The organism is Adlercreutzia rubneri, assembly GCF_009755265.1.
GTDB lineage: Bacteria > Actinomycetota > Coriobacteriia > Coriobacteriales > Eggerthellaceae > Adlercreutzia > Adlercreutzia rubneri.
Genome location: NZ_WPOO01000007.1, coordinates 1 through 17,761 on the forward strand (window position 1 = coordinate 1; position 17,761 = coordinate 17,761).

General features: G+C 60.0%; 14 protein-coding genes. 8 read left to right on the plus strand and 6 right to left on the minus strand.

Annotated elements, in window-relative coordinates; all coding sequences use genetic code 11:
- Positions 1-101: 101 nt before the first annotated feature.
- A complete protein-coding gene (locus GO707_RS05605; protein ID WP_157012454.1) occupies positions 102-773 on the plus strand; it encodes an Abi family protein in 672 nt (223 codons plus the stop codon).
- A 127-nt stretch (positions 774-900) separates the two neighbouring features.
- On the opposite strand, the gene GO707_RS05610 is transcribed toward GO707_RS05605, so the two are convergent.
- The 3 genes from GO707_RS05610 to guaA all read right to left on the minus strand — a co-directional run bounded on the left by GO707_RS05610 (position 901) and on the right by guaA (position 5,727).
- The gene (locus tag GO707_RS05610) at positions 901-2,436 is read right to left on the minus strand and encodes a restriction endonuclease subunit S domain-containing protein (protein WP_198161023.1); all 1,536 of its coding nucleotides are present in this window, start codon (positions 2,434-2,436) and stop codon (positions 901-903) included.
- 3 nt (positions 2,437-2,439) lie between these two features.
- Positions 2,440-4,236, minus strand: a complete 1,797-nt coding sequence (locus tag GO707_RS05615; RefSeq protein WP_157012455.1) for a restriction endonuclease subunit M — start codon at positions 4,234-4,236, stop codon at positions 2,440-2,442.
- A 510-nt stretch (positions 4,237-4,746) separates the two neighbouring features.
- Positions 4,747-5,727 carry a glutamine-hydrolyzing GMP synthase gene (gene guaA, locus GO707_RS05620; RefSeq protein WP_117284781.1) on the minus strand — a complete coding sequence of 327 codons (981 nt, stop codon included), beginning with the start codon at positions 5,725-5,727 and terminating at the stop codon, positions 4,747-4,749.
- 436 nt (positions 5,728-6,163) lie between these two features.
- Between guaA and GO707_RS05625 the strand changes: the two genes are divergently transcribed.
- Positions 6,164-8,380 carry a cation:proton antiporter gene (locus GO707_RS05625; protein ID WP_157012456.1) on the plus strand — a complete coding sequence of 739 codons (2,217 nt, stop codon included), beginning with the start codon at positions 6,164-6,166 and terminating at the stop codon, positions 8,378-8,380.
- A 292-nt stretch (positions 8,381-8,672) separates the two neighbouring features.
- On the opposite strand, the gene GO707_RS05630 is transcribed toward GO707_RS05625, so the two are convergent.
- Entirely contained in the window at positions 8,673-9,929 is a 1,257-nt protein-coding gene (locus GO707_RS05630) for an MFS transporter (RefSeq protein ID WP_157012457.1), read from the minus strand.
- A 150-nt stretch (positions 9,930-10,079) separates the two neighbouring features.
- Between GO707_RS05630 and GO707_RS05635 the strand changes: the two genes are divergently transcribed.
- The 3 genes from GO707_RS05635 (at position 10,080) to GO707_RS05645 (ending at position 13,417) form a co-directional block, all read left to right on the plus strand.
- Positions 10,080-10,409, plus strand: coding sequence for a thioredoxin family protein (locus tag GO707_RS05635; protein ID WP_161128117.1), 330 nt, complete (start codon positions 10,080-10,082; stop codon positions 10,407-10,409).
- Entirely contained in the window at positions 10,409-11,899 is a 1,491-nt protein-coding gene (locus tag GO707_RS05640) for a DUF2252 domain-containing protein (RefSeq protein ID WP_157012459.1), read from the plus strand. The genes GO707_RS05635 and GO707_RS05640 overlap by 1 nt, the downstream gene beginning before the upstream one ends.
- Before the next feature lie 219 nt (positions 11,900-12,118).
- Complete coding sequence (locus tag GO707_RS05645) at positions 12,119-13,417, plus strand: sensor domain-containing diguanylate cyclase (protein ID WP_157012460.1); 1,299 nt, start codon at positions 12,119-12,121, stop codon at positions 13,415-13,417.
- A 111-nt stretch (positions 13,418-13,528) separates the two neighbouring features.
- Here GO707_RS05645 and GO707_RS05650 read toward each other — a convergent pair whose 3' ends face one another.
- Positions 13,529-14,116, minus strand: a complete 588-nt coding sequence (locus GO707_RS05650; RefSeq protein ID WP_157012461.1) for an LOG family protein — start codon at positions 14,114-14,116, stop codon at positions 13,529-13,531.
- Between the two features lie 213 nt (positions 14,117-14,329).
- On the opposite strand from GO707_RS05650, the gene GO707_RS05655 reads away from it, so the two are divergent.
- A complete protein-coding gene (locus tag GO707_RS05655) occupies positions 14,330-15,352 on the plus strand; it encodes a VanZ family protein (RefSeq protein WP_157012462.1) in 1,023 nt (340 codons plus the stop codon).
- 47 nt (positions 15,353-15,399) lie between these two features.
- Here GO707_RS05655 and GO707_RS12305 read toward each other — a convergent pair whose 3' ends face one another.
- Positions 15,400-15,570: a response regulator transcription factor gene (locus GO707_RS12305; protein WP_330037496.1), complete on the minus strand. Its 171-nt coding sequence runs from the start codon at positions 15,568-15,570 to the stop codon at positions 15,400-15,402.
- Between the two features lie 19 nt (positions 15,571-15,589).
- Here GO707_RS12305 and GO707_RS05660 point away from each other — a divergent pair, with 19 nt between their 5' ends.
- Positions 15,590-16,465, plus strand: a complete 876-nt coding sequence (locus GO707_RS05660; RefSeq protein WP_231699532.1) for an amino acid permease — start codon at positions 15,590-15,592, stop codon at positions 16,463-16,465.
- A 20-nt stretch (positions 16,466-16,485) separates the two neighbouring features.
- On the plus strand, positions 16,486-17,607 hold the full coding sequence (locus GO707_RS05665; RefSeq protein WP_157012464.1) for an aminotransferase: 1,122 nt from the start codon (positions 16,486-16,488) through the stop codon (positions 17,605-17,607).
- Positions 17,608-17,761 lie beyond the last annotated feature (154 nt).

Consider the following 17,761-nt stretch of genomic DNA (forward strand, 5'->3'; position numbering starts at 1 on the left):
GAGAGTACTTCGCCAAGAAGAGGCGCGCTGATTAGCGGTACCGAGACAGCCTACTCGCGGTACCGCCTTTTGCTGATCGCCGGTACCAAGCCAGGTGATCGATGGTACCGCGAGAGGTTACTACTCACAGGAGCCTCACTGACTATCGCAGCTACACTGGTAGGACATACCGCAAGGCGTGGGAGACGCGTCAGAGGCTGCGCAGCGAAATCGATGGCATCATCTACGGCCATAGGGGGCGCGACGTCATCGGCCACTTCCGCGACGCTGACAAGGACATCCCCATCTGGGCCATCTTTGAGGTCATGACGCTCGGTAACTTCGGCTCGTTCTATGATTGTCTCGACAGACGTGTGAAGACGGTCATCGTGCGCGACCTCGGCATGCCGACCAACCTTGATTCTGAACTGCGCCTCAAGGAGATAGTGTTCGCGCTCAAGGATTTCCGTAACGCTATAGCCCACAACGGTGTGGTCCTCGACGTGCGCTTCCAGTCTGGCGCCATCAACACAGGTGTCTCCCAGTTGCTCAAGCAGGAGACCGGTGTGGGCAAGATAGACTTTACCGATATTACCGACTACGTGATCTTGCTGGTCTACCTGATGCGACGCATGGGCTTCACGAAGACGGAGTGCAAGCAGCTAATCGCGGGCTACGAGGCGATAATCGAGCACTTTCGAGCCGAGCTGCCCATCAATGTCTACTCGCGGATTATTAAGACTACCGCACGGGGCAAGTTAACCGCCCTTCGACAGTTTGTGAGCAACGGATAGACGTGGGCCTAAAAGCTTAACGCGCGTGGTAGAATGCAGTCAATAGCGGTGAAAGGCTTCGGCTGACACCTGGGAGGGCCCGATGCGTCGGGCCCTTCTTATATCATGGTTGCTCTTCTACCATTCCTCATTCCTCGGCCCCCATTATGTGAAGTCCAAATGTGTCGTATATGGGCACCTCGTCATGAGCAAGCCAGCTTATGCCAAAGGCAAACGCCTCGATGTCATCCTTGCCCATGATGCGGTCAATGATAATGTTGCGAACGTATTCCGCGATTTCGTCGCGCAACGTCTTATTCTTTGGGATTGGTAGCACGATTTCTGGAAATCGGTTTCCAAGAGTGTCGATAACATCGCGCGTAAACTGCTTGCTCCGGATTTGACGTTTAACGATATACGAGTTCAAAAGCGCGAGGAGAAGAAACGAGCTTACACGCTTCTGGTCGAGCGCGCGGATCTTGATTAGTCCGCCGCAGTAAAGCATCTTGCTTTTTTCTGGAGTGATTATGCATGTATTCCCAATTAAATAGGTGCCGTCTCGCACTAGCAAAATGTCTTCCGCTTGGACGTCTTCCTTTGTTGCATACGCATTATAGATTTGCTCAGAAACGCCCTGCTTGGGGTCGTGCTTGATCTCCCAATTAGCGAAGTCCGAGGTGCGTACGAAGGGAATTGTCCCGGTTCCGTATGCCATCTTTCCGGGTTCGTCGCCACTTGCTAGGGATAGGACGCCGTCTTCGACAAGTTCGGCGATAGTAACAAGGTCACATGTCTCAGCAAGCGTGTCTAGATCTTCGTTAATCATCGGATCGTAATATTTCGGAATGAAAATGTTGTCTACAATTGCGTCTGAGCGCATTGCATATTTTGAGCCCTGTCCAAACTCAAGGGTGCTTGTATCACTAACCAGCTGATTCATTTGCGCATCAAACGGCAAGTTGTCGAACTCCCTGAAAGCGCGCATGCTGCCCTCTTGCAGCGCCTTCTCGATAAGCACAGGGAACTGCTTAACGATGGTTCGCGCATGCATTCGTTTCTTTAGAGCGTCTCCGACAATTACCTCGATTCTCTTGCGAGTGTCTACATCGATGGGAATGGGTAGCATAATCTCGCGATAGCGGGTTCCGATTGTGTCGATGATGTCAGCGGTGAATTGAAACGCTCGGATCTGTTGCTGAACAAGTGGAGTATTCAAGGCGATGAAGAACATCTCTGTTGTGACAACGGAAGGATCTTCGACCCTGAACTTCACAATATGCGACTGGAACAACATGGGCGTATCGAGTGGAGTCACAATACAGCTTGTCCCGATGAGGTAAGTGCCATCCTTGACCAATAGTATGTCACCGGGCTGCACGTCTTCCTTTGCAGCGTATTGCTGATATATAGTTTCGGAGACCCCTTGCTTGGGGATGGTCTTGATCTCCCAGTTGCTGATATCTGAAGTTCGGACAAACGGAATGTCTCCCGTTCCGTAAGCCATTTTGCCGGGCTCGTCACCGGAACATACGCTAATAACGCCGTCATCTATCAATTGTCCCAGATTGAGCAGTCGAAGGTTATCGCCCAACTGACTCATAGAGCTCTCGATTTTGTTGTTGTAATACTTGGGTATCAGGATGTTGTCCTTGATATCGGCCGAAGAAATGACAGTTGCTTTCATGCTTTACTCGCTCATGAGGCGCTTGTACTCAGCGGCAACCGTGGGGATGTCGTCCATCAGTACTTGCTCACCGCGCTCGTCAATCTTAATCGTCGGATTGCCCCGGCTATCGTGACCGCACCATTTCGTCTCGCACATGAAAATGGGATAAGGGTCGATGCTCTCGAAGACTTCGCCTTTCTCAAACTTAATAAATATAACGACGCAGCATTTAGCATGCGTTTCTGGCTGGAACGTATCCTCCGGCAATGTCACCACAGCCTTGATGCGACCCTGCCTCCTTATGTAATCGACAACATAACGGTATTTCGGCATCCCGAATATCGTTTCTGGCAGCACAATTCCCATGCGACCACCTGGCCGGAGAAGCGATATGCATCTCTCAATGAATAGAATCTGAGGCGGCTGCTTGTCGAGAACGACACCTTTCTCAAATGTTCCATCCTTAGCCTGCTTCCAACGATGTCCAAGATCGTAACGCTTAAGAATAGCTTCCGAGTCGATTGCAAGCTTCTTTCCGAAAGGCGGATTGGTGATAATGACATCAAAGGCATCTTCGGTGATGTCATTGCGCGTCTTGCTGCTCCATTCGGATGAGTGCTCAAGCGAGTTCTCACAATGTATTCCGCCACGACCATCGCCTAATATTGCAAGATATGCTTTTGCGACTTTACTAAGGAAACTGTCTTTGTCTATTCCAAAGAAGTTCTTGATAGCGACCTTCTGTTTCTCTGAATCTATCTCTGATTGGGGCCACCCATATTTCGCGCCTCGTGCCTCAATCTCGCTCCACACGTATCGCAGCCCTTCCACGAGAAAACCTCCGCTACCACAGGCGGGATCTAGAATCTTGTCGTCGGGTTCCGGATCAACCATGTCGATAACCATTTGAACAACGTTACGTGGGGTGAAGAACTGTCCTTGTCCGCCCTTCAAAGATGGTCCGATAAAGACTTCGAAAGCAGCTCCGACTGCATCTCGCGTACTTTCCATCAGGCTATAGAGCTGCAGTTCACCCACAACATACAGTAACGACCTATCGTCGATATCAATCGAATCGCTCTTCGTTATAACGTCGCTGTATTGCTTTCGCACGACAGTGAAGAGATCCTTGATTCGCTTTGCGACATTGGATGCGCTCTCGTCTACGCCGGCACGAAACCTAACCGTATCGTCGGGTTTAGTGAACCTCTCATCATAAATCTTGCAGAAGATGAGGTTGATCATCTGAGAGGCAAGAACCTCGTCCCGAGTTATGCCTACAGCGTTGGCTGCAAGGTAGTTGCGTATCGCCTTGAACGTTGACTTCAGACTCTCTGCAGGCCGCAGGTCCTTCCTCTTGAACTTGCCAATATCTTCAAGCCTTTCTCCGTAGCGAGGAATATTTGGTATCTCATAGAATTCGACTTTGCCATCATGCTCACGTTTGGCAAGGAACAATCTCTCGTTGCCATTGAACCATACGCCCATACTCGCTTTGGATAGGCGCATATAGTCTTGAAGCTGCGTCATGCCGTCTTTGCGCGTCTTTTTCTTGCATTCAACAACGATGCTGAGTGTTTCGTCGCTATGTGAAGCATCTGAAAAGACGGCTATGTCAACAGGGTATTCTTTCTTCGTGTCGGAAGGACGCGCTTTTACCCTCCATTGGGGGCGCGTCTGAATGACATCTTTTGGATACCCGTAATCGTCAACAAGGATTCTTGCGAATGGCTGCACCGCCTGTACTTCTTCAGGTGTTGCCCTAAGCTTCTGTCCTGATATGAAATCGATGACGTAGTCATCATTCTTCTCTGCCATTCGCTACTCCAAGCAATAGATACCGTAACTTATCAATAATCTCATTTCTTGGATGTTCTGTGAAGTTATCGGATCGCGACTTTACAAAGTGTCCATTTCGAGCCGCTGATACTTGATTGCAAAGACAAGCTGGACACTGCAAGAGCAATCTGGACAATCGCTGATTCTTAGACGAATCGCAGGAAGATCAATTGGCCAAGTGTCCAGATAAGCTGCAATGATCCAAAATACATCTGTACAACCATCGCGAGTGGTTAACCGAGATCATTCTTTTGAAAAGCTCTCGAATGCTGCCCACTTCTATCTAATTCTCTTGATGCTGCAGAATTAAAAAGCGTGCTCGACCCGAGAATAGAAAGACCCGTCGAAGCTTCGGCGGGTCTGAATTCCATGATTTCCAGTTGAGAGCTTTTCCCGAAGGCCTACAGCTTTTCCCCAACGGAATGGGTGTAAATTACACAGAATTGCAAAGCATAAGACTAGATAAAAAATAGCCTCTGACCTTGCAATTTACTCCCACTCCACCGTGCCCACGGGCTTGGGGGTGAGGTCGTAGCAGACGCGGCAGATGCCGGGGACTTCGTGGGTGATGCGATCGGTCATGCGCTTGAGGAGCGCCCAGTCCAGCTCGGGCACCTCGGCGGTCATGACGTCCACGGTGTTGATGGCGCGGATGATGGCCGGCCACTCGTAGGCGCGCACGCCGTCGCGCACGCCGGTGGCGCGTATGTCGGGCACCACGGCGAAGTACTGCCAGGCGCCCACGTTCGCCGCTTCCATCTCCTCGCGCACGATGGCGTCGGCCTCACGCAGCGTCTCCAGGCGATCGCGGGTGATGGCGCCCAGGCAGCGCACGCCCAGGCCCGGGCCGGGGAAGGGCTGGCGCTCCACCATGTTCTCGGGCAGCCCTAGCTCACGGCCGACGACGCGCACCTCGTCCTTGTACAGCAGCTTCACGGGCTCCACCAGGTCGAACTGCAAGTCCTCAGGCAGGCCGCCGACGTTGTGGTGGGCCTTCACGCCGTCCTTCGACTCCAGAATGTCGGGGTAGATGGTGCCCTGGGCGAGGAAGTCCACCTCGTCGCCCACCTTGCGGGCCTCCTCCTCGAACACGCGGATGAACTCGCCGCCGATGATCTTGCGCTTGGTCTCGGGCTCATCGACGTCGGCCAGAAGATCCAGGAAGCGGTCGGTGGCGTCTACGTACACCAAATTCGCGTCCATCTGGTTCTGGAACACGTCGATGACCTGCTCGGACTCGCCCTTGCGCATAAGCCCGTGGTTCACGTGCACGCACACGAGGTTCTTCCCGATGGCCTTAATGAGCAGCGCCGCCACCACCGAGGAATCCACGCCGCCGGACAGCGCCAGCAGCACCTTCTTGTCGCCCACCTGCTCGCGAATGGCGGCAACCTGTTCGTCGATGAACGCCTGTGCCAGCTCGGGGGTGGTGATGCGCTCCATGTCGTCGGGGCGAACGTTCTCGTCCATTGAGACCTCCTCGGTTTCAGTGCGGCTTTTCCGATGGCGAGATTATAGCGTACAGGGGCAGGGGGCGACGGAGCCTGCCCTCCGGTTTGGCGGCGAACTGCGGTCAAGTGTGCAGGATTTTGCGATAGGGAGAGTGCTTCGGAATCGTTGTGTGCAAGATTTTGCGATAGGGAGAGTATGAACGCCCTTTTTGCGCCCGTTGAGTTCTCCCTATCGCAAAATCCTGTGCGAATTCCCTGCGTGCTCTGCCGAACGGGGCAGTACGCGGATGAACGGGGCGATGGGCCTGCGATGCCTGGGATGCTTTTCCGCAGCGCGAGACGTGACGGGGGCGTGACGGGGATGAAACGGGTGCGGGACGTTGGCACCACGGAAATCGCGGCGTCGGCATAATAGAAGCCGTCAATGGGAAATTGCGTGAGGAGAAGAGGCGCACGTGGAAGTTTTGGAACTGGCGCTCATTGTGCTGGCTTGTGTCATCGGCTCGGCGGTGCTGTGCCAAGTTGTGCCGCGGCTGTCGTTGCCGCTCGTGCAGATCGCCGTCGGCGCGGTAGTGGCCCTGGCCGTTCCAGCTGTCCGCGACGTGAGCATCTCCTCCGAGCTGTTCCTCGTGCTGTTCATCGCCCCGCTTCTGTTCAACGAGGCTCGCGAGACGAACCCTCGCGACCTGTGGGAGAACAAGGGCTCCATTCTGTCGCTGGCCGTGGGGCTTGTGCTGCTCACGGTGCTTGTGGTGGGCTTCGTGTTGAACTGGTTCGTGCCCTCTATCCCGTTGGCTGCCGCCTTCGCCTGCGCCGCCGCCCTGGCCCCCACCGATGCCGCCGCTGTGGGCGCACTCGCGTCGTCGGTCAGCCTGAAGAGGCGTCAGTCGACGCTGCTCTCCGGCGAGTCGCTCATCAACGACGCGTCCGGCGTTGTCGCCTTTCAATTCGCCAGTGCCGCCGCCCTCACCGGGGCTTTCTTGGCCCTCGATGCCGCTGAGGAGTTCGGCCGCCTGTTTCTCGGCGGTATCGCTGCCGGCGTGGTCGTGGGCGTCGTGGGGCTGTACTCCATGCGGGCCCTGCGGCGCGGCGGCTACGAGAGCACCACCATCAACGTGCTCTACGAGGTATTCTCGCCGTTCTTCGTGTACCTGTTCGCCGAATGGCTCGGCACCTCTGGCATTCTGGCTGTGGTGGCCGCGGGCCTCATCATGGCCGATCGCTCCCAGCGCCTCACCTCCGCCTCCATCGCCCAGCGCCAGCTGGTGTCCCGCAGCTTCTGGCGCATCATCGTGTTCCTCATCAACTCGGTGGTGTTCGTTCTTCTGGGTATGCAGCTGCCCCAGGCCTTCACGCCGGCCATTGCCGACCACTTCTCGCTGCCGTTTCTTTTGGGGGTGGTGGCCCTGGTCACGGCACTTATCGTGGGGTGCCGCTTCGGGTGGGTGCTCGTCATGGAGGAGGTCTATCGCGTCGGCCGTCGTCGCAGCCGGCGCCGCACGCTGCGGAAGAAGGCGTCGAAGGTGGAAACGGTGGAGACGAACCAGCCTTCGCCCACGCCGCACCTGCGCCATCGCCGCCCCCATTGGCGCGAGCGCATCGGCAGCTTGCTGAAGAACGCGCTGGTGCTTACCGTGGGCGGTCCGAAGGGCGCCGTCACCCTTTCTATCATCTTTACGTTGCCGCTCACGATGCCCGACGGCGCGACGTCCTTTCCCGAGCGCGATCTTATCGTGTTCCTCACGGCGAGCGTCATCCTGTGCACGTTGCTCCTGGCCGACGGCCTGCTGCCGCTGCTCTCGCCGCGTGTGGCGGAAGCTTCCAACGAGCAGGAACTGTCCCGCGCTGCCATCCGCGTTTTGGAAGGCACCTTGCGCGAGTTGCAGGCCATGCTGGCCTCCGACGAAAACACTCAGTACGATCCGGCTTTGCGCCTGACCATCGCTCACTACTGGGTGCGCCTGGCCCGTGCGCGCGAGTCGGTGGACGATACGTGCAGCCAGCAGATCGGCGCTCTGGCGACCCAGGTGCGCGAGGTGCAGGAGAAAGCCGCCGATGCCATTCATGAGAAAGGTGGCTACGACAACGGCACGCAGGCTCCTTACTACGCCATGCTGCGCGAGGTGCGTCGCTCGCTGGGCTACGATGGTGCCGACGTGAAGGTGGGCTCGCGGTTTTCCACTCTGCGCGGCCGAGCGCGACTTCTGTGGCAGCGCACGAAGCCGCCGGCGGTGGAAAGCGACCAGGACGAGCGCGTCTACTACGACACCTGTCTGTTTGCCATCGAACTTGAGCATGCGGCCATCGATTATCTGCAGGATGTTGTCGACCAGCATGACGGCCGCCAGGGTGCCGCGCAGCTGCTTTTGGAGGAGCATCGCATGGTGCTGAACTCCCTGTGGAACCGCATCAACCACGGCCAGGACGTGAAACAGCAGGATCGCCCCGACATCACGCTGACCCACCACCAGGCCCTTCCCGACGGCATGCAGCCCCTGTTCGGCGGCCAGTTCGCCGAGGCCGCCCGCTACGCCGACGAGGTGGACGCCGACGCCCTTTCCATCGAGCTCGACCAAATCCGCCACTTGCAGGATCACGGGGAAATCTCCCTGCCCGTCGCCAACGAACTGCGCCAGCGCGTCTACGTCCTGCAGATGAGCCTGGGGGAGTAGCGTGTTCGGAGGCCGGAAATGCACTCAATGAGTGCAGTATTGGGTCAGAATGTGCACTCAGTGAGTGCAACAATTGCGCGGATTTCGGAAATCCTTCGACAAATGCCAGTTCGACCCCGTAATGGCCGATGGGCGCTGAGGCTCTCTGCCATAACTGCCTTCAAGTGGCAGAAAAATGCCAGTTGAGGGCAGTTATGGCAGAGGGGAAAATCCGAGGCTTGCCATTTCGGGGTCGAAGTGGCATCCCCCTCTCGCTTCCGCGAAAAAGCAAGGTAGGAGTCTCGCCTCGTCGCTATCCTTCATCCAATGCGCGCACGGATTTGGGGAGGTACAGCACGAGGCCGAGGGCCAGGCAGGCGAGGCCGTCTACGATGAAGAAGGGAGCGACGCCCATGGCCTCGGCGGCCACGCCGCCGATCGCGATGCCGATCGGAGTGGCGAGCCCCATGGCGGCGGTGAGCAGGCCCATGGCGCGGCCCATCTTATCGTCGGGCACGTTGCGCTGGGTGAGCGTCATGGTGGGGCCGTTGAACCAGGCGCAGGCTACGGCCATGACGGCGACGAGAACGATGAAGGCTGGGAAGGCGTCGGGCGGCAAAAACCCGCAGGCTGCCGTGGCCGCGCCCACGATGACGGCCGCCACGGCGATGAGCCCCGCCAGGCGCTTGCCGCCGCCCCAGGCGATGAGGACGCCCGAACCCACGAGCATGCCCACCCCGAAGGCCGCCTCGGCCAGAGACGCCGCATAGCCGTCGCCGCCGAAATGCTGATAGGTCATGAGCGGGAACACCGCCGACAGCGGCCCGAAGATCATCATGCCGACGGTGACGCCGCCGATCAACAGCACGAGCCCGCGCGTCTTCGCAATGGCGCGCCAGCCATCGCGCAGGTTCGCCAGTACGTGCTGACCTTCGGCCGTCGCATCCACCACCGTGGGAATCTTCGCCAGGGCCAGGCCGAGGATGGCCACGCAGGCTCCGGCGAAATCGAGGAACATCACCGAGGAGAAGCCGAGGGTGGTGTACAAGAAGATGCCGAAGGCCGGCGCTCCGATGGAGGCCACCGAGCCCAAAAGCTGATCCAAGGTGTTGATGCGCAACAGATGCTTGTCGGGCACGAGCATGGGCATGGCCGCCATCATGGCCGGACTGTGGAAGGCCTGGCCCACGGCGCGCGCGATGCACACGGCGAGCAGCAAGGGGATGGACACGTCGCCGGCCAAAATGAACACGCCCGCCACCAGCGAGATAACGCCCACAGCGCCGTCGGCCGCAATCATGATGAGCTTGCGGTTGTGCTTGTCGGCCACGATGCCGCCGAAGGGCGAGATGAGCCCCACGGGCAGCATGACGGCGATGTTCATGGCCGCCAGCATAAGCGCGCTGCCGGTGCTCTCGGTGACATACCACACCACCGCATAGCCGGCAGCGTAGCTCGTTATCATAGAGGCGGCCTGCCCGGCCCAAATGAACGCGATGATGGCGAGCCAATTCTTCGGCAGCGGCAGCCCGGCGGCACTCAAAGACGTGGCGTCGTGCAGTTCCGCCATCGAAACACCCAACCTAGGTCGATTCCAATGTCGCCCAGTGTAAGAGAGCATTTTATGCTTGTCAATCCGACTACGATGCGCGAAGGATCCGAGCGATGGAGTTCTCGCTCGCTATACTGGGCTCAGTGCAAAGCGGGGAAGGAGCGCGGCATGGTGGAACTGACGAAAGAGAATTTCGATGCGCAGGTGACCAATGCGGAAGGGATGGTGCTCGTTGATTTCTGGAGTCCGGGCTGCGGTCCGTGCCGAGCCATGGAGTCGGTGCTGGAAGCAGCGGCCGCGCGGCATCCTGAGGTGCGCTTTGCGAAGTTGAACGCGGCGGACTATCCCGACATAGCCTGGGCCTTCAAGGTGGTGAGCGTGCCCACCCTCGTGCTCTTTCGCGGCGGCGTGCCCGTGGACGACATCGTCGGCGCGGTGCCCGCCCAGCGCATCGAGGAGCTATTGGTTGAGAGCGGGCGCGAAGGGAGAGGAGCCTGATGGGCAAAAAGGCAGAGGCGCTCCACAAATCGCTAACCGGGCAAGGGCTGGCGAGCCGCGCGACGGGCTCCTCGCTCGTGCACAAGGTGGCGAGCCGCCAGGTGAAGACCCGGGAAGCGCCCGTTCGAGGGCCTGAATACGAGGCGTCCCAGCAAAAGGGGCAGGCCTGTCGACAAAAGCTGCCTCGCAGCGATCTGGGAAAATGGGAGGTACGTCCAGGCCGCAGCGAGGCGGTCGACCTCATCTTCCAGCAGGATGCCGATCGCCTGTCCTTCCTGGTGCCTGAGCGGCACCGCCGCATGGCGGCCTCGCCGTTCGCCTTCTTTCGCGGCGCGGCCCTTCCCATGGCCGCTGATTTGTCCACGCTGCCCACCACGGGGCTTTTGGTGCAGGCGTGTGGCGACGCGCACATCGCGAACTTCGGCGGCTACCGCTCCCCGGAATCGCACCTCGTGTTCGACTTGAACGATTTCGACGAAACCGCCCGCGGCCATTGGGAATGGGACGTGGAGCGCTTGGTGGCCAGCGTCGCCATTTGCGGGCGCACGCGCGGCTTCGGTGACAAATGGTGCCGCGAGGCCGTGCGTCTGGCGGCCCAGAGCTACCGGGAGTCCCTGGCGTTCTTCGCCACGCAGGGATCCTTCGATGTGTGGCGGGCCTACCTCGATGTGGCCGAGGTACTTCAGGGACTTGCCGACAAGGTGTCCAAGGCCGATCGGCGCCAGGTGGCCGACGATTTGGAGCGGGCATTCTCCAAGACCAACGAGCGAGCCTTCGAGAAACTGGTGCACATGGAAGACGGCGAGCCGCAGATGGTCTACGACCCGCCGGACATCGTGCCCCTCAGCCATTTTCTCTCCCTGGACAACCAGCGGCGCGTCCGACGCAGCCTGGTGCGTATGCTCGATGACTATCGCGCGACGGTGAGGCCGCCCTACCAGGAGCTGCTGAAGAACTACCGGTTCATCGGTGCGGCGCAGAAGGTGGTGGGTGTGGGCAGCGTGGGCACCCGCTGCTGGGTAGCGGCGTTCTCGGGCAATCAGATGGCCGACCCGCTGGTGCTCCAGATAAAGGAGGCGAACGCATCGGTGCTCGAGCGGTTCTGCGGCCGAAGCCCCTGCCTTTCCCATGGCGAGCGCGTCGTGGCGGGGCAGCGCCTCATGCAGACAACCAGCGGAGTGCTGCTCGGTTGGACCCATGCCCGGGACGAGCATGGCCGCCGGCGCGACTACTACGTGCGTCAGTTGTGGAATTGGAAGATGTCAGTCGACTTGGACCATGTCAGCGCCGATGAGCTGGAGATTTACGGCCAGTTGTGCGCCTGGACGCTCGCCCGCGCCCACGCCCGCACGGGCGAGCGTGTGGCCATGGCCTCCTACCTGGGAACGTCGGACAAGTTCGATGCGTCCATGGTGTCGTTCGCGCAGAGCTACGCCGATCAGAACGAAGCCGACTACGAGCAGTTCCTGAAGCGCATAACAGTAAGCTGAGCTCCTGTTTCAAAGCGATAAAGCATATTCCGTGGTGGATGGCCGTTTTGCTTCGGCCGTTCAGTCTGGAAAATTGTTGACAAAACTGCATATCTTCCATCCGATTTTGCAGGAGCGGCGAAAGGGCAGAGTGCTATCATAGGAACTTACCTCACGAGGATGGCAGCGTGTCTCGTTGCCGCTTCGGGCCTATGAGAGGTTGAGGAAAAGGAAGGTTTCATGGTGTCTTTGAGCCGCCTCTTTCACAAGACGGACGAACGTGAAAAACCCGCGACCGCTGCGACGGCTCCGGCGGAGCCGGCCTGCGCGCCGACGGCCAAGGCGACGGTGGCTCCCGTAGAGCTTCCGCAAGAATTTCTCGACAAGTTCCCTGGCGGCATGCTCCGTTACAAGGCCGAGGAGGCCGGCGCGATCGACCGGGTGAGCTCGGGGCTCGTGCGCCTGTTCGGGTGCTCGGATGCCGAGCAGTTCCGCGCGCTTACGGGCAATACGTTCAAGGGCATCGTGCATCCCGACGATTGGGAATGGGTCAGCGCGTCCATCAGCGAGCAGATGGAGCGCAGCGACAGCGACTACGTGCGCTACCGCATCATCCGCGCCGATGGCGAGGTGCGCTGGGTGGACGACTGGGGGCATTTGGTGGAAGACGCCTCCGGCACCCGCTGGTTCTACGCAACGATCATGGACGCCACCGAGCGCGTGCGCGAGAAGGAAGAGCTGCGTCGGGCGAACGAGCGGCTGGAAATTCTCACGGCGCTCTCCAACGACGTGCTCTTCGATATCGAGTGCGGCACGGGCAAAGCCCACGTGTACGGCGATTTCGAGGGTCGCTTCGGTCGCGCGCCCCAGCAAGAGGATTTCGTGGTGAACCGCCGCTGCCAAAAGCCGTGCGAGCTGGCTATTACTTCCCACGACCTGACGCCGCTCATGACACAGATCGGCGAGAACTCACTCGTCGATTTTGAAACCTCGGCGCCCGGTGCCGACGGGGAGCCGGTGTGGTACCGCTACCAATCGGTGGTCCTCTACGACGAGGAAGGCGGTCCGGTGCGCCATGTCGGCCGGCTGCTGGACACGAGCGAGGCGGCCATGCGCGAGAGCCAGTTCCGACGCAAGGCCGAGCGCGACAGCCTCACGGGGCTCTACAACCGCGCCGCCGCCCTCGACCGTATCGAGACCGCGCTGCGTACCGAGAACCGCCCTTGCACGCTCATCGTCGTCGACGTGGACGACTTTAAGGCCGTGAACGACACTTACGGGCATCCCGAGGGCGATTACGTCCTGAAAAAGCTGGCGATCTTCTTGTCCCAGGTCATGCGCAAGGAGGACATCGTGGCCCGCATTGGGGGCGACGAGTTCCTCATTTTTGCCCCGGGCTTGGCGACCGGTCCTGCCGCCGAGCGCGTGCTCGAGCATTTGGCTCGCGGGCCCTTCGCCGGCCAGCGGGCCACCGACGAGGTCGTCGACCCGACCTATCACGCGGCGCCCACCATCAGCGTGGGGCGGCCTGCTGCTTGACGCCGCCGATGCCCTTCGAGGTGCTCTACGCGGCGGCCGACAGCACGCTGTACCAGGTGAAAGAAGCGGGGAAGGCCCAGTACCAGTTAACGGTCATCGGCTAGCAAGCTTCTACCCTGCTTTCTGCAGCAGGGGGCCGTCGCAGCGGACGATGCGGCGCGTGCCTGCGGTGGCCAAAAGGCGCTCCAGCTCCTCCACCGAGCGCGGGAAGTGGCAGCGGTCGAGGTCGCACTGGTCGAAAAACCGGCGTTCGACCATCGACTGCAGGAACAAGCGAAGCGGGTCGTAGAACCCGTCGATGTTCAGCAGGAAGCACTCGTGGGGGCCCATATCGAGGCGCACGCGGGTAAAGATTTCCGAGATCTCCTCCAAGGTGCCCACGCCGCCCGGCAGCGCTACGAATGCATCGCCCAGCTCGATCATCTTCGATTTGCGCTCGCCCATGGTCTCCACGACGATGAGCTCGGTCAGGTCGTGCTGGGCCACGCCGGCCTCAATGAAGAACTCCGGCTCTACGCCGATGACCGGCGCGCCGCCCTCGATGGCAGCACGGGAGACGGCGCCCATGAGTCCGACGGAGCTGCCGCCGTAAACGAGGGTGTGGCCGGCGCGGGCGATCCAGGCGCCCAAGTCGTGGGCGGCCTCTTCGAAATGCGGGTTGTCGCCGAAGTTCGACCCGCAGTACACGGTGATGTTCATGGTTCTCTCCTCTGCGGTGGGTTTGATCTGTTCGGAGAAAGTCCTCAGCATAGCACCACTATCGTTCGGGAGCAAATGAGTCGAGGGGAAGGCGCTCCTTACGAGCCGCTATCGCTTCACTTACCTTGTTGTCACCTTTGCTGCACTGCTTGCGCGCGTCCGTTATGCTGGCTTTGCAAGAGGAGAAGCGCGGAGGCGAGCGAGGAAACCGGCATGAACGCAGTCAAGCATTTTTTGGGAAGCTATAGCGATAACTTCGCTGCGGCATTGGTGCTGTGGCCGGTGCTTTCGTTCATGTTCACGCTGCCGATTCTGGCCTACCTCTATCATCGTGACGGGCGGCTGCGCTTCGGCACGTTTGTGGGAGCCTACCTCACGGTGCTCTACGTCTGCGGCCTCGGCTGCTTCACGCTGTACCCGTTGCCCCAAGGAGACGCGGGTCTCGGCATCACCTACGGCGTCGCCCCCAACTTCAACCCGATGAACTTCATGAACGATATCGCGAAGGACGGCCTGAAAGCGGTGTTCCAGCTGGCCTTCAACGTAGTGTTCTTCATGCCGCTGGGCTTTATCGCCGGGCGGCTTTTGCGCCTGCGCTTCCTTCCGTCGGTGCTGCTGGGCCTGGCGGCATCCCTGCTCATCGAGGTGTCCCAGCTCACGGGCCTGTTCGGCATCTACCCCTACGCCTACCGCTGCTGCGATGTGGACGACGTGATCACCAACACCCTGGGTGCTGCCCTCGGCTGGGTGTGCGCATGGCTGCTCGGCCGCGTAGTACCTCCAGGGCAGTTGGCCGATGCAGAGCCGACGGAGCATCCCGGCTTCGTGCGTCGCTGCGTGGCCCTGTGGATCGACCTCGTCATCGTGTGGCTGGTGGCGGTCGTGCCCTACGGTGCCGTGGCCGTGGGCTTTGAAGTGGCCGGCCAAGCCCCTCCGACGTTCCCTGATATGACGGCGAACCAGATGGCCGCCCTCGTCATCAACGGCTTGGCGATCGTCACGCTCGTCGTGGTGGAAGTGGTCATCCCCTGGTTCCACGATGGATCCACCCCGGGCGGCTCGTTCGTGCGCATGACCTTCGAGACCCATCCCCGCACGACGGGCTACCGGGTGGTGTTCTACGCGGCGCGCTCGGCCACCCTGGTGCTCGCCTACCTTTGGGTGCCGTGGATGGTGATCATCTTGCTTGTCTTTTACCTGGTGAAACGGGAAATGCCCTACGACCTCATTCCGTAGGGGAGCGTCTTACGCCGTGTGTCAGCCTTCTTGTGGCGGCTAGGCAGCTAGGCGCTTCGCCAGAAATCCTGGATGAGGGCCTGGCGGTTCTCGCATTCCGTTTTCTGCAGAAGGCGGTGCACGTATACCTTCACGGTGCTCGGCGCGATAGTGAGCGTCGAGGCGATGTTCTGGTTGTCCTTCCCCTGCAGAATGAGGCGCAGGACCTCGCTCTTCACGGCCGACTTCTGGGGCAACGTGTACGACAACGCCGTGGCCGCGGGGCAGTACGGACCCGACGCGGCGCCTCTCGGGGGCGTCGGCACCCAGATCTTCAACTGCATGATCATCATGATGTGGTGCTTCGTCGGCATCGAGGGCGCCTCGGTCGTGTCCTCCCGCGCCGCCCGCAAGACCGATGTGGGCAAAGCCACGCTCATCGGCTTTATCTGCCTGATGCTCATCTACGTAGGTGCTTCCGTGCTGCCCTACGGCTACATGTCCTCCGCCGAGGTGGCCGCGCTCGACTATCCCGCGCTCGTCTACGTGTTCTCGTCCATGGCTCCTGGCTGGGGCGGCCCGTTCATCTCCATCGCTATTATCATCTCCATCCTGGGCTCCTGGCTGTCTTTCACCATCCTGCCCGCCGAGACGACTTCCGAAATGGCCGACTACAAGCTGCTGCCGGCCTCGTGGGGCAAGCTGAACAGCCACAACGCTCCTTCCATGAGTCTGCTTATCGTGGGCGCGTGCACCCAGGCCTTCCTCATCATCCTGCTGTTCTCGGCCGATGCCTACGATTTCGCGTTCTCCATGTGCACCGTGGCCATCGTCATTACCTGGGCCTTCGCTGCTGCCTATCAGGCTAAGTGGGGCGTGCAGAACAAGAACGGCGTCCAGGCCGCCATCGGTTTCGTGGCCGTGGCCTTCCAGGTGATTGGCGTGCTGTTCAACGGCTGGTCCTTCCTGCTGCTGACCTGCGTGGGCTACATCCCCGGCTTCTTCATCTACGTGAAAGCCCGCAAGGACTACGGCAACGCCATCACCATGGGCGAGAAGGTGTGCATGGGCGTCATCTCCGCTCTCGGCGTCCTGTCCCTGGTGCTGCTCGCCATGGGCGTCATCAGCATCTAGTCGATAAAGGAGCAAGTTCCATGGACATCAAGACTATCGGTGTTGAAGACTGGCTGAACGTGTGGGAGAAGAGCGCGACCTACGACATCGCGCAGTCCACGATCGCCTCTATGACGATGGGGGAGATCCTGCAGCTGGACGGCCAGGCGGGCGCCACCTTCTATGACCGCCTGAACCAGGAGAAGATGAACTACGGCTGGATCGAGGGCTCGCCGGAGTTCAAGGCCGAGGTGGCCAAGCTCTATCGCACCGAGATCGACCCGGATTGCATCCTGCAGACCAACGGCACCACAGGCGCGAATTTGATGGCGCTCATGCAGCTGGTAGAGCCGGGCGACCACGTGATTGCGGAGTACCCCACCTACCAGCCGCTTTACGAGATTCCTCGCACCCTGGGCGCCGAGGTGGAGTATTGGCACCTGCGCGAGGAGAACGGCTGGAACCCTTCCATCGACGAGCTGAAGGAACTGGTGCGCCCCGATACGAAGCTCATCTGTATCAACAACGCCTCGAACCCGCTCGGCGCGGTGCTCGATCGCGAGACGCTGGAGCAGATCGTGGAAATCGCCCAGTCGGTGGGTGCCTACGTGCTCTCCGACGAGGTGTACCTGCCGCTGGAGAACACGGAGAACTTCTGGTCCATGGCCGACTTGTACGATCGCGCTGTCGTGACCAATTCCATCTCGAAGACCTACTCCGTGCCCGGTGCCCGCATCGGTTGGACGGTGTCGAACCGCGAGCTGGCCGACAAGTTCCGCGTGTACCGCGACTACACGATGATCTGCTGCGGCGAGTTCAACGACGCGCTGGCCACCTACATTCTGCAGAATCGCGAGGCCGTGCTCGAGCGCAACCGCGAGATCGTGTTCCGTAATATGGCCATCGCCCAGGAGTGGATCGACAGCGAGCCGCGTGTGACCTGGCAGGCGCCCAAGGGCGTGTCAGTGGCCTACATCCAGTGGGATATTCCCATGGACGACGAGGAGTTCTGCATCAAGCTGCTGAAGGAAGAGGGCGTGCTGCTCGTGCCCGGCAACCGCTTCGAGCTCCCCGGCGGCGCGCGTCTGGGCTACTGCGCGCCCGAACCGGTGCTGCGCGAGGGCCTCGCGCGTCTCGGCCGAGCCCTGCGTCAGTTCGACTAGCCACCTTTGTGCTCGCCGTGGCTGGTCGGGTCGATGCGGCCAGTGCGCGATGGTCGCCATTTCACTTCCTCCGAAACGTCTGCCTTAACCTTCGTTTCCGGAGCTGACGATTTGGGCCGCCCCTCCTATCTCGGGGCGGTCCTTTGGGCAAAAT

Coding starts and splice junctions, on each gene's coding strand:
- GO707_RS05635 (WP_161128117.1), top strand. CDS start 10,080: ATGGTGGAACTGACGAAAGAGAATTTCGATGCGCAGGTGACCAATGCG.
- guaA (WP_117284781.1), bottom strand. CDS start 5,727: ATGGACGAGAACGTTCGCCCCGACGACATGGAGCGCATCACCACCCCC.
- GO707_RS05610 (WP_198161023.1), bottom strand. CDS start 2,436: ATGAAAGCAACTGTCATTTCTTCGGCCGATATCAAGGACAACATCCTG.
- GO707_RS05605 (WP_157012454.1), top strand. CDS start 102: ATGGTACCGCGAGAGGTTACTACTCACAGGAGCCTCACTGACTATCGC.
- GO707_RS05645 (WP_157012460.1), top strand. CDS start 12,119: ATGGTGTCTTTGAGCCGCCTCTTTCACAAGACGGACGAACGTGAAAAA.
- GO707_RS05615 (WP_157012455.1), bottom strand. CDS start 4,236: ATGGCAGAGAAGAATGATGACTACGTCATCGATTTCATATCAGGACAG.
- GO707_RS05640 (WP_157012459.1), top strand. CDS start 10,409: ATGGGCAAAAAGGCAGAGGCGCTCCACAAATCGCTAACCGGGCAAGGG.
- GO707_RS05630 (WP_157012457.1), bottom strand. CDS start 9,929: ATGGCGGAACTGCACGACGCCACGTCTTTGAGTGCCGCCGGGCTGCCG.
- GO707_RS05655 (WP_157012462.1), top strand. CDS start 14,330: ATGAACGCAGTCAAGCATTTTTTGGGAAGCTATAGCGATAACTTCGCT.
- GO707_RS05650 (WP_157012461.1), bottom strand. CDS start 14,116: ATGAACATCACCGTGTACTGCGGGTCGAACTTCGGCGACAACCCGCAT.
- GO707_RS05665 (WP_157012464.1), top strand. CDS start 16,486: ATGGACATCAAGACTATCGGTGTTGAAGACTGGCTGAACGTGTGGGAG.